The sequence below is a fragment of the Agrobacterium genomosp. 13 str. CFBP 6927 genome (genome assembly GCA_900012615.1).
Classification (GTDB): Bacteria; Pseudomonadota; Alphaproteobacteria; order Rhizobiales; family Rhizobiaceae; genus Agrobacterium.
In genome coordinates, this window is record LT009757.1 from 1,829,579 (window position 1) to 1,840,845 (window position 11,267).

Consider the following 11,267-nt stretch of genomic DNA (forward strand, 5'->3'; position numbering starts at 1 on the left):
GGCCCGAACCAGAATTTCGAGTGCGGACCGGGCTTTGGCCGGCCGCCTGTGACAAGCATTATTCGGGGACATGCGATGGCGAACGCTTTGGAAGCGGCCGGCATAACGAAGAATTTTGGCGCGGTGCGCGCGCTTTCCGACGGCAGGCTGACGGTTGGTCGCGGTGAAATTCACGCATTGCTGGGTGCCAATGGCTGCGGCAAGAGCACGCTCTGCAAGATCGTTGCGGGTGCGGTTGCGCCGACCAGCGGTGCGATCAGGTTTAATGGTGAAGACGTGCGCTTCAAAAGCCCGCGGGACGCCGAAAATGCCGGTATTGCGCTGTTTTATCAGGAACTCAGCCTCGTTCCGCAGCTTTCGGTCGCCGACAATATTTTCCTCGGCCGAGAGCCGAAACGTGGCATCTTTGTCGACGGCAAGGCGCTGAAGGCCGAAGCGGCGAGACTGATCGCACTGTTTGACGGCGTGGCTGGCGAAGGGCTGGAGCCGGATGCGATCGTCGGCAATCTGCCGCCGGATCAGCGGCAGCTCGTCGAAATCCTCAAGGTCTTCGCCCAGAATGCCAGCCTGATGATCATGGACGAGGCGACGGCGGCGCTCGATGGCCGCCAGTCCCAGCGCTTTTTTGAGATACTCCGGGCCAAGAAGGCCGACGGTGTCTCCACCATCATGATTTCCCATCGTCTCGACGAGGTTTTCGCCGTCTGCGACCGCATCACCGTGATGCGCAACGGCGCGACGATTTCCGAACTCGATACGGCAGTCACCACCCGTGAGGCCGTCGTGCACGACATGGTCGGCGATGTTCGGGCCGCTCCTGCCCGTCAGAACGGGCGTTCGGCTGCTGCGCCGAGCCTGAAGCTGACGGATGTGGCGGGTGAGGGCGTGCGCGGTGTCTCTCTGGAAGCCTATCCGGGCGAAATCGTCGGTCTGGCAGGCCTGCAGGGTCAGGGCCAGTCGGCCTTGCTGAAGGGTCTTTTCGGTGCCAGCCCATTTGCTGCCGGCCAAATCCGGTTCGAGGGCCGTGAAATCACCATCGGCAAGCCTTCGCAGGCGGTTCATAGTGGTTTTGCCTATGTCTCTGGCGACCGTGGCCGTGACGCTTCCCTTCAGGGTCGGTCGATCTTCGAAAATCTCGTCGCGGCGCTGATGGTGCGCGAAAAGATGCGGCTGGTCCGTCCTGCGACGCTGAAGCCGCGGGTGCAGAAGGTCGCGGACGACATGAAGACGAAGTTCGCCGGCCTCGATATGCCGATAGGCACGCTTTCAGGCGGCAACCAGCAGAAGATCTTCATCTCCCGCTGGCTCGCCACCGCGCCGAAACTGCTGCTGCTCGACGATCCGACCAAGGGCATCGATCTTGGCGCGAAGGCCGATCTCTTCGCCCTGATGCGGCAACAGGCCGATGCCGGTGCGACCATCCTTCTTTATTCCTCGGAGGATGCGGAAATCCTCGAATATGCCGACCGCATTCTTGTGTTCAACGGTGGGCGCATTTCTGCGGAACTGACCGGAGCCGACATGACATCCGTAAACATGACCCGCGCCGCCTATGGAGATGCCGCATGAGCGCCTCCGGTTTTCTGCGCAGGCAGCCATGGGTCATCACCCTCGTTGTACTGGCGCTTCTCATCGCCGTGAACACGTTTCTGCAGCCTTCCTTCGTTCAGCCCTCCGTGCTGCAATCGAACCTGACGACGTTTCTGCCCCTGATCCTGGTGGCCATCGGCCAGACCTATGTCATTCTGGCAGGCGATATCGATCTGTCGGTCGGCAGTATCGTGGCGCTTGCCAATGTCGTCACCGTCAGCGTCATCGCCGCACTTGGCGGCACGACGGGGGCCGTTTTCGCCGGCATGGCGGCGGGTGTGGCAGTCGGGCTGCTCTGCGGACTGGTCAATGGTCTCTTCATATCCGGCCTGCGCTTTCAGCCGATCGTCACCACCTTCGCAACCGGCATCATCTTTGCCGGGCTGGCGATCTGGGTGTTGCCGCAGGCGGGTCTTCCGGTGCCGGAAGCCTATTGGCAGACCTATTCCGGCAGCTTCATCGGCTTGCCCTTCGTGCTGTGGGTGCTGATTGGGGGCATCGCCTTCACCCTCATCGTGTCGCGCATTCCGTTTCATACGCACCTTCTCGCGGTGGGCGGTAATCGCACCGGGGCCTTCCAGACGGGCTTGCGCCTCTCGGGCATCCGCATCGGCGCATATATGATCTCCGGTCTGTTCTCGGCGCTGGCGGCGCTGTGCCTGACGGGGGAGACGGCCTCGGGCGACCCGCTGCTGGGTGCAAGTCTGGCGCTGTCCTCAATCTCGGCCGTGGTTCTGGGCGGCACCGCACTTTCGGGCGGTTTCGGCAGCTCGACAGGGTCGATTGCCGGCGCGCTGGTGCTCGGCATGATCGGTAATGTGATTTTCTTTGCGGGGCTGCCTTTCGAGTACCAGACACTGGTGCAGGGTTTGATCGTGCTGACGGCGCTGGCCGGCGGTGTTCTGGTGACGAGGCGTTGATATGACCAATCCCGGCTTGCAACTCAAAACCCTCCTTACCGATCCCCTGACCATCGCGATTGGCGCATCGGTCTTCCTGCTGCTGGTCGGCGAATTGCTGTCGCCCGGCTTCGCACAGGGTTCGCAGATCGTGCGGCTGCTGACGATTGCCGCCATTCTCGGCATCGTCGCGGCGGGCCAGAACCTCGTCATCCTAGGCGGGCGCGAAGGCATCGATCTTTCCGTCGGCGCGATGATCTCACTCGGCGCGGTCCTTGCCGGCAACATGATGAACGGCCAGAATGCGGGCATTCCGCTCGCCATTCTCGTCGCCGGCGGCATCCCCTTCCTGATCGGCCTCATCAACGGTCTCGGCATCACCTTCGTGCGCATTCCGCCGCTGGTCATGACGCTCGGCATGACGGCAGTCATTCAGGGTGGGCTGGTCGTTTATTCGCAGGGCGTTCCATCAGGCGCGGCAGCCCCCCTGCTGGCAGGCTTCATCAACCGGCCGCTCATTTTCGGCATTCCCGGCGTGCTCTTCGTCTGGCTGGGCATCGCCGCGATCATGCTGTTCGTCCTGCGCCGCACGGCCTTCGGTTTCGCCATCTACGCCATCGGCTCGAACGAACGGGCGGCGACGCTCACCGGATTGCCGGTTTCCCTGATCCGCACGCTGCTTTACGGGTTTTCCGGCCTGTTTGCCGGGCTGACCGGGGTGTGCGTGATCGGTTATACCGGCACCTCCTTCATCTCCGTCGGCGATCAATATGTGCTTCCGTCGATCATCGCTGTTGTCATCGGCGGCACCTCGCTTGCCGGCGGTGCGGGTGGATATGTCGGAACCATGGCCGGGGCAGTTGCGCTCACCATTCTGCAAAGCGTACTGATAACGCTCAACCTCGATGTATGGGCACGGCAGATCATATTCGGTGTCACGTTGCTAGCGCTGATGCTGCTTTATGGCCGCCAAAAGCAGTTGCGTGTGTGACAGATGAGCAAAGACCAAGGTTCGAATATCAGGGAAGTGGCAGCTCTCGCGGGCGTTTCCATCGCGACCGTATCGCGGGCGCTGCAGCAACCCGACAAGGTTCGCCCGGAAACCCGAAAGAAGGTTTTCGACGCCGTCCGGCAGGCGAACTTCGTTCCCAATGCGCAGGCGGCAAGCTTCCGCCGTCAGTCCAATAATACCGTCATTCTTCTCGTTCGCGATATCGGCAACCCGTTTTATCTTGAAATCTACAAAGGCGTTGAGGAAGCGGCGGGCGAAGCGGGTTTCAAGGTGCTGATGGGTGACGCCCGCAACGACGAGAACCGCGTGGCGACCCATATCGACATGGTACGCCAGAAACATGCCGACGGCCTGATCCTGATGACCGGCCAGTTTCCCGCCGAGCTTCTCGAGCAGGGTGACGCGCTGCCGCCGATTGTCATCGCGTCGGAAACGGTGCCGGGCCTCGCGCTGCCGACCGTCAAGGTGGACAACCGCGCCGCCTCCAAAAACGCCATGCGCCACCTCATCGAGGCGGGGCATCAAAGGATTGTGCATCTGGCCGGTCCGGTCCCGGAAAGTCTGGCGCAGGAGCGTTTCGATGGTTATCGCGCGGCACTTGCCGAAGCCGGCATCGCTTATGCCGACGAACTTGTCGTGACGGGCGATTACAGCATCGAGGCCGGCCGTCAGGCAATTGGCAGCCTTCTTGAAGGCGGCATTGCCTTCACCGCGATCTTCGCCTCGAGCGACCAGATGGCGATTGGTGCGATCAGCGAGTTGCGCGCGCGCGGCGTTTCGGTTCCGGCCGATGTCTCCGTCATCGGCTTCGACGATATCATTTTCGCCAATGCCTTCGAACCGCCGCTGACCACGGTGCGTCAGCCCCGGCAGGAAATGGGCCGCAGGGCCATGGCGCTGATGGTGGATCGCCTGAACGGAAAACGCACGGCCGAGACCATCGTGCTGGATACGGAACTGGTGGTGCGCGGCTCGGTCGCGCCCTGCCGCCCGCCGCATCGGTAGCGGCCAGACTGTGAATGCAAGGAGTGTAAGGACATGAAGACGATCAAAGGCCCGGCGATTTTCCTCGCGCAATTTGTCGGGGACAAGGCCCCCTTCGACACGCTCGACAATCTCGGCCAATGGGCGGCTTCCCTCGGTTACAAGGGCATTCAGGTGCCGACCGATCCCAGGCTCTTCGATCTTGAGAAAGCCGCTGCATCCAAGACCTATTGCGACGATATCAAGGGCCGTCTGGCGGAAATCGGTATCGAGATCACCGAGCTTTCGACCCATATTCAGGGCCAGCTTGTCGCCGTTCACCCGGCCTATGACGAAATGTTCGACGGTTTTGCACCAGCTGAACTGCGCGGCAAACCCAGGGCGCGGCAGGAATGGGCGGTCAACCAGCTGAAATATGCGGCGAAAGCCTCGCAGCATCTCGGTCTCAAAAGCCACGCCACCTTCTCCGGCGCACTCGCCTGGCCCTTCGTTTACCCTTGGCCGCAGCGCCCGGCGGGTCTTGTCGAAATGGCCTTTGCGGAGCTGGGCAAGCGCTGGACACCTATTCTCGATACATTCGAGGAGAATGGCGTCGATCTCTGCTACGAACTGCATCCGGGCGAAGATCTGCATGACGGCATCACCTTCGAGCGTTTTCTCGAAGCCACCGGTAACCACCCGCGCGCCAACATCCTCTACGATCCCTCCCATTTCGTCCTCCAGGCGATGGATTATCTCGATTTCATCGACATCTACCACGAGCGCATCCGCGCCTTTCACGTCAAGGATGCCGAGTTCAATCCGACCGGCCGTTCCGGCGTTTATGGCGGTTATCAAGGCTGGGTCGACCGGCCGGGACGTTTCCGCTCGCTCGGCGACGGGCATGTCGATTTCGGCGCGGTGTTTTCCAAGCTCACCCAATATGACTTCGACGGCTGGGCGGTGCTGGAGTGGGAATGTGCGCTGAAGCACCCGGAAGACGGCGCGCGCGAAGGCGCCGGCTTCATTGAAAACCACATCATCCGCGTGACCGAACGGGCTTTCGACGATTTCGCCAAAAGCGGTGTCGATGATGCCGCCAATCGTCGCCTTCTCGGTCTCTGAAAGGAAACTTCATGTCCTCCACGATAGCAAAATTCGATAGCCGCCGTATCCGTCTTGGCATGGTCGGCGGCGGTCAGGGCGCTTTCATCGGTGCGGTGCATCGCATCGCGGCCCGGCTGGATGACCGTTACGAACTGGTGGCCGGCGCGCTTTCCTCCGATCCCGCACGTGCAGCCGCTTCGGCAACCCTGCTCGGCATTGCACCGGAGCGGTCCTATGCCTCGTTCGAGGACATGGCGGCGGCTGAGGCTGGGCGCGAGGACGGTATCGAGGCAGTCGCCATCGTCACGCCGAACCATCTGCATTTCGCCCCCTCCAAGGCCTTTCTCGAAGCCGGCATCCACGTCATCTGCGACAAGCCGGTTACCGCGACGCTGGAGGAAGCAAAGGCGCTGGCCGAGATCGTCAGGGCATCCGACAGCCTGTTCGTCCTGACGCACAACTACACCGGTTACGCCATGCTACGGCAGATGCGGGAGATGATCGCAAACGGCGATATCGGCAAGCTGCGCCATGTTCAGGCCGAATATGCGCAGGACTGGCTGACCGAAGCCGTTGAAAAGACAGGCGCAAAGGGCGCGGAATGGCGTACCGACCCCAGCCGTTCAGGTGCAGGCGGGGCAATCGGCGATATCGGCACGCACGCTTTCAACGCCGCCGCCTTTGTGACGGGTGAAATCCCAAGCAGCGTTTATGCCGATCTGACGTCGTTCGTTCCGGGCCGGCAGCTGGATGACAGCGCCAATATTCTGCTTCGTTATGCAAGCGGCGCAAAAGGTATGCTCTGGGCGAGCCAGATCGCGGTTGGCAATGAAAATGCCCTGTCGCTGCGGGTCTACGGCGACAAGGGTGGGCTGGAATGGCACCATCGCGTGCCGGACGAGTTGTGGTTCACACCTTACGGCGAGCCGAAGCGTCTGATCACCCGCAACGGCGCGGGTGCAGGCGATGCCGCCAACCGCGTCAGCCGCGTGCCATCAGGGCACCCGGAAGGATATCTCGAGGGTTTTGCGACGATCTACCGCGAAGCCGCAGATGCAATCATCGCAAAGAGGGAGGGAAAAACGGCCGCCGGGGATGTGATTTACCCCGGCATAGAGGACGGCCTTGCGGGTCTCGCATTCATCGATGCGGCCGTCCGGTCCAGTCGGACCTCGTCCTGGGTCGGGATCGACATCTAGCTCACCCAATATCGGGGACGGACGACGCAGGGCACAGGAGGCGGTGCCCGGCATGACCCGGCCAGACGGCCGGGAAAGGCGAGGGCACGCGTGTCGTCATATTGATCAAACGGAAAGGGAGTTACGCGTTTGAAAACGTTCAAGTCAAAATTCGCTGGCATGGCATTCGTGGTTGGACTGGCGGCCGGTTTCGCAAATCCGGTTTTTGCCGATGACAGCAAGGTGCTGCCGATTGCCGCGCAGATGTACACGCTGCGCAATTCCGGAACGCTGGAAGAACAGCTTGCCATTCTCAACCGCGCTGGCGTTTCCGCCGTGGAAACCGTGGATATGCAGAAGGTCAGCGCCGGCGAACTGAACACGCTGCTGGAAAAGCACAAGATCAAGGTCATTTCCTCGCATGTGCCGATCGACAAGCTGCGCGGCAATCTCGATGAGGTCATCACCGAGCAGAAGGCCGTCGGCAACCCCGTCGTAACCGTGCCGTTCCTGAAGCCGGAAGACCGCCCGAAGGACGCCGCCGGCTGGACAGCCTTCGGCAAGGAGCTTAGCGGTTACGCGGACAAGCTTTCGGCGGCGGGCCTCTCCATGGCTTATCACAACCACGACTTCGAGATGGTCAAATTCGACGGCAAGACGGCGCTCGAACTGCTGCTCGACGCGGCAGGCCCGAAACTGCAGGCCGAAGTCGATGTCGCCTGGGTGGCGCGCAGCGGCAATGATCCGGCAGAATTCCTCGGCACCTTGAAGGGCAAGGTTTTTGCCATCCACGCCAAGGACAACGCGCCGGCCGGCACGGCGGAAAATGAGCGCGGTTTTGCGACGCTCGGCACCGGCACGCTCGACTGGAAAACGATCCTGCCGGCAGCCAAACAGGCCGGCGCAAAATGGTTCATCCTTGAGCACGACCTTCCGCTCGATGCCGAAGCGGTCGTGACCAAGGGCAACGCGTTCCTTAGCGAACAGCTGCCGACCATTCAGTAAACACTGCCAGTAAAACCAGAACCGCTCCCCGGCGGCCGGTTTCGGCGGGGAGCATGAGGTTCGACAGACGCATGACCAGTTTCCGCCGCGTCGCGACGGGAAGCGCTTCGTCCTGTCGTTTTTTCCAAGCTCACATCGGAGGAGTTATCATGGCAAACAATCATTATGATGCGATTGTTGTCGGCTCGGGCATCAGTGGAGGCTGGGCCGCAAAGGAACTCACGCAAAAGGGCCTGAAGGTCCTGATGCTGGAGCGCGGCCGTAACATCGAACACATCACCGACTATCAGAATGCCGACAAGGAAGCCTGGGATTATCCCCATCGCAACCGTGCCACGCAGGAGATGAAGGCGAAATACCCCGTTCTCAGCCGCGATTACCTGCTGGAAGAGGCAACGCTCGGCATGTGGGCCGATGAGCAGGAAACGCCCTATGTCGAGGAAAAGCGCTTCGACTGGTTCCGCGGTTACCATGTCGGCGGTCGCTCGCTGCTCTGGGGCCGCCAGACCTATCGCTGGTCGCAGACCGATTTCGAGGCCAATGCGAAAGACGGTATCGCGGTCGACTGGCCCATCCGCTATGAAGACGTCTCCCCCTGGTATGACTATGTCGAACGCTTTGCCGGCATCTCCGGCAGCCGCGAGGGGCTGGATATTCTCCCCGATGGCGAATTCCTGCCGCCCATTCCACTCAATTTCGTGGAGCAGGATGTGGCCAGCCGGCTGAAAAAGGCGTTCAAGGGCACGCGCCACCTCATCAATTCGCGCTGCGCCAACATTACCCAGGAACTTCCCGATCAGGAGCGCACGCGCTGTCAGTTCCGCAACAAGTGTCGGCTGGGCTGTCCCTTCGGCGGCTATTTCAGCACGCAGGCCTCGACCCTGCCTGCGGCGGTCGCCACCGGCAATCTGACGCTCAGGCCTTTCTCCATCGTCAAGGAAATCTTGTACGACAAGGACAAGAAGAAGGCGCGCGGTGTCGAGATCATCGATGCCGAAACCAATCTGACTTACGAATACACCGCCGACATTATCTTCCTGAACGCCTCGACGCTGAACTCGACATGGGTGCTGATGAATTCCGCCACCGATGTCTGGGAAGGCGGCCTCGGCAGCAGCTCCGGCGAACTCGGCCACAACGTGATGGACCACCATTTCCGCATGGGCGCCACCGGCCAGGTGGAAGGCTTCGAGGACTTCTATTTCAAGGGCCGCCGTCCGGCGGGCTTCTACATTCCGCGTTTCCGCAATACCGGCGACGACAAGCGCAAATATCTGCGCGGTTTCGGTTATCAGGGTTCTGCCAGCCGTTCGCGCTGGGAGCGGGAGATCGCCGAACTCAATATCGGCGCCGACTACAAGGAGGCGCTGACCGAGCCGGGCGGCTGGACCATCGGCATGACCGCCTTCGGCGAAATGCTTCCCTATCACGACAACCGCGTGAAGCTGGATCAAGACAAGAAGGACAAATGGGGCCTGCCGGTCCTGTCCATGAATGTCGAGATGAAGCAGAACGAACTCGACATGCGCGAAGACATGGTCAATGACGCCGTCGAGATGTTCGAGGCGGTCGGCATCAAGAATGTCAAACCCTCCAGGGGCAGCTATGCGCCGGGCATGGGTATTCACGAAATGGGAACGGCCCGCATGGGACGCGACCCGAAAACCTCCGTCCTCAACGGCAACAACCAGGTCTGGGATGCACCCAACGTCTTTGTCACTGACGGTGCCTGCATGACCTCGGCCTCCTGCGTCAACCCGTCTTTGACCTATATGGCGCTGACGGCGCGTGCCGCCGATTTTGCCGTTTCCGAACGCAAGAAGGGGAACCTGTGATGAACAGACGCGAACTGCTGAAACTGATAGCCATTGCCACCGGCCTTCCGCTGATCGGCGCGGATGTTCTCACAGCCACGGAAAACGCCGCCAAACCAGCCGGTGCCGCCCACGTCTTCACCCCGGAGGAGATCCGCTTTCTGGACGAGGTGGCGGAAACCATCATTCCACGCACCTCCACGCCGGGGGCGAAGGATGCTGAAGTGGGTGCCTTCATGGCCGTCTATGCTGCCGATTGTTATACCGACGAGCAGCGGACACTCTTCCTTTCCGCAATCCCTGAAATCGAAAAACGCAGTCAGGCCGAACACAAAAAGGCCTTTCTGGAACTGACGCCGGAACAGCGGCAGGCGCTGCTTGCCGCGCTGGACAAGCAGGCCAAGGCGGAACAGACGCCGGCAAAGCCGCATGCCTTCACGCTGGTCAAGCAGCTGACGCTGCTCGGTTTCTTCACCTCGAAGATCGGCGCCACGGAAGTTCTCGTCTACGACGAGATTCCCGGCGGTTTCGAAGACCGCGTTCCCTACAAGAAGGGCACGCCCGCCTGGGGCACGACCTGAAGAGAGAACCATCGGCCCGTCCGCATTTGCGGGCGGGCCGCATTCATACGGCAAGACAAGGATGACATGATGCGCAAGACACTCATCATCGCGGCGGCTATGCTGACCGCAAGCACCGTTCCCGCTCTTTCGGAAGGCGATGTTGCCAAGGGGGAGGCAGCCTTCAAGCGCTGTTCCGCCTGTCACGCCATAGGCGAGGGCGCGAAAAACAGGGTCGGCCCACAGCTTAACGGCATCATCGGCCGTGCGGCAGGCGGCGTGCCTGACTATACTTATTCGGCTGCTATGAAAAAAGCGGGCGAGGACGGCCTTGTCTGGACACCGGAAGAATTGCGGGATTTCCTGAGCGCGCCCAAGAAGAAAATACCCGGCAACAAGATGGCGCTGGCCGGCATCAGCAAGCCGGAAGATCTGGACAATCTCATCGCCTATATCGAAAGCGCGGCCTCCAAACCGGCTGAATAAGGCTGCACACCTTGCCGGGAGAGAGAGCCCGGCCTGCGGGCGAGGCGGCGAGATTCAGTGCGAACGGAGATAGTCGGCGAGAACGAGGGCGTGATTATGTTCGGTGTCATGGGCGGCATAAAGCAGCGTCACGCGCCCCTCGGCCATGAATGTCTTCATGCGCGCCACGGCGTCCGGATTGGCTGACAGTTCCGCGTCATAGTGGCGGGTGAATTCAGCAAAGCGTGACGGCATATGGGAAAAATTCTTGCGCAATTCGTTGCTCGGCGCGATCTCCTTCATCCAGATGGAAAGCTGTGCAGTTTCCTTGCGCATGCCACGGGGCCAGAGCCGGTCCACCAGGATGCGCGCGCCGTCATCGTCGCTGGCAGGCTCATAAATCCGCTTGACCCTTATATCGTGCATGGGCGTCCTCCCTCGCTTGGCAAGCCGACGATTTACAACATTTTTTGCGGAATTGCGCCGGAAAATGATCTCGCTTGAGCCTTGCCATGAGGAACTTGCCGGCTTCGCGAGCCTTAAGAGACAATGGCCTCGAGTGATGCCAGCGACGTACCGAGATCGCTGATAACGAAACGCCGTGCGTCCTTCGGCGCACGGCGTTTATAGAGTGGAACCGGATCTCCGACATGCCGAGACCCGGTTCGTTGATG

General features: G+C 61.0%; 11 protein-coding genes. 10 read left to right on the forward strand and 1 reads right to left on the reverse strand.

Translation table 11 applies throughout. The annotated features are described in order from the left end of the window. Positions 1–75 precede the first annotated feature (75 nt). The 10 genes from AGR13A_RS22625 to AGR13A_RS22670 all read left to right on the forward strand — a co-directional run bounded on the left by AGR13A_RS22625 (position 76) and on the right by AGR13A_RS22670 (position 10,614). Positions 76–1,569: a sugar ABC transporter ATP-binding protein gene (locus AGR13A_RS22625; protein WP_035226952.1), complete on the forward strand. Its 1,494-nt coding sequence runs from the start codon at positions 76–78 to the stop codon at positions 1,567–1,569. Beyond that, complete coding sequence (locus tag AGR13A_RS22630; protein ID WP_035226953.1) at positions 1,566–2,510, forward strand: ABC transporter permease; 945 nt, start codon at positions 1,566–1,568, stop codon at positions 2,508–2,510. Before AGR13A_RS22625 ends, AGR13A_RS22630 begins: the two co-directional genes overlap by 4 nt. A gap of 1 nt (position 2,511) precedes the next feature. Continuing rightward, on the forward strand, positions 2,512–3,480 hold the full coding sequence (locus AGR13A_RS22635; protein ID WP_035226955.1) for an ABC transporter permease: 969 nt from the start codon (positions 2,512–2,514) through the stop codon (positions 3,478–3,480). Positions 3,481–3,483: 3 nt separating this feature from the next. Beyond that, a complete protein-coding gene (locus AGR13A_RS22640; RefSeq protein ID WP_035226958.1) occupies positions 3,484–4,506 on the forward strand; it encodes a LacI family DNA-binding transcriptional regulator in 1,023 nt (340 codons plus the stop codon). A gap of 33 nt (positions 4,507–4,539) precedes the next feature. Further along, a complete protein-coding gene (locus tag AGR13A_RS22645; protein ID WP_035226961.1) occupies positions 4,540–5,589 on the forward strand; it encodes a sugar phosphate isomerase/epimerase family protein in 1,050 nt (349 codons plus the stop codon). A gap of 11 nt (positions 5,590–5,600) precedes the next feature. After that, a complete protein-coding gene (locus tag AGR13A_RS22650; RefSeq protein WP_080839688.1) occupies positions 5,601–6,770 on the forward strand; it encodes a Gfo/Idh/MocA family protein in 1,170 nt (389 codons plus the stop codon). A 129-nt stretch (positions 6,771–6,899) separates the two neighbouring features. Beyond that, entirely contained in the window at positions 6,900–7,754 is an 855-nt protein-coding gene (locus AGR13A_RS22655) for a sugar phosphate isomerase/epimerase family protein (protein WP_167377612.1), read from the forward strand. Between the two features lie 149 nt (positions 7,755–7,903). After that, positions 7,904–9,589: a GMC oxidoreductase gene (locus AGR13A_RS22660; RefSeq protein WP_080839694.1), complete on the forward strand. Its 1,686-nt coding sequence runs from the start codon at positions 7,904–7,906 to the stop codon at positions 9,587–9,589. Beyond that, positions 9,589–10,149: a gluconate 2-dehydrogenase subunit 3 family protein gene (locus AGR13A_RS22665; protein WP_035226969.1), complete on the forward strand. Its 561-nt coding sequence runs from the start codon at positions 9,589–9,591 to the stop codon at positions 10,147–10,149. Before AGR13A_RS22660 ends, AGR13A_RS22665 begins: the two co-directional genes overlap by 1 nt. 69 nt (positions 10,150–10,218) lie before the next feature. Further along, complete coding sequence (locus AGR13A_RS22670; protein ID WP_080840426.1) at positions 10,219–10,614, forward strand: c-type cytochrome; 396 nt, start codon at positions 10,219–10,221, stop codon at positions 10,612–10,614. Positions 10,615–10,668: 54 nt separating this feature from the next. Here the strand turns inward: AGR13A_RS22670 and AGR13A_RS22675 are convergent, their stop codons facing one another. Next, the gene (locus tag AGR13A_RS22675) at positions 10,669–11,019 is read right to left on the reverse strand and encodes a DUF488 domain-containing protein (RefSeq protein ID WP_080839696.1); all 351 of its coding nucleotides are present in this window, start codon (positions 11,017–11,019) and stop codon (positions 10,669–10,671) included. Between the last annotated feature and the right edge of the window lie 248 nt (positions 11,020–11,267).

Bases quoted from the DNA above. Each gene is read 5' to 3' on its own strand.
- AGR13A_RS22625 (WP_035226952.1), top strand. From the start codon at position 76: ATGGCGAACGCTTTGGAAGCGGCCGGCATAACGAAGAATTTTGGCGCG.
- AGR13A_RS22630 (WP_035226953.1), top strand. From the start codon at position 1,566: ATGAGCGCCTCCGGTTTTCTGCGCAGGCAGCCATGGGTCATCACCCTC.
- AGR13A_RS22635 (WP_035226955.1), top strand. From the start codon at position 2,512: ATGACCAATCCCGGCTTGCAACTCAAAACCCTCCTTACCGATCCCCTG.
- AGR13A_RS22640 (WP_035226958.1), top strand. From the start codon at position 3,484: ATGAGCAAAGACCAAGGTTCGAATATCAGGGAAGTGGCAGCTCTCGCG.
- AGR13A_RS22645 (WP_035226961.1), top strand. From the start codon at position 4,540: ATGAAGACGATCAAAGGCCCGGCGATTTTCCTCGCGCAATTTGTCGGG.
- AGR13A_RS22650 (WP_080839688.1), top strand. From the start codon at position 5,601: ATGTCCTCCACGATAGCAAAATTCGATAGCCGCCGTATCCGTCTTGGC.
- AGR13A_RS22660 (WP_080839694.1), top strand. From the start codon at position 7,904: ATGGCAAACAATCATTATGATGCGATTGTTGTCGGCTCGGGCATCAGT.
- AGR13A_RS22665 (WP_035226969.1), top strand. From the start codon at position 9,589: ATGAACAGACGCGAACTGCTGAAACTGATAGCCATTGCCACCGGCCTT.
- AGR13A_RS22670 (WP_080840426.1), top strand. From the start codon at position 10,219: ATGCGCAAGACACTCATCATCGCGGCGGCTATGCTGACCGCAAGCACC.
- AGR13A_RS22675 (WP_080839696.1), bottom strand. From the start codon at position 11,019: ATGCACGATATAAGGGTCAAGCGGATTTATGAGCCTGCCAGCGACGAT.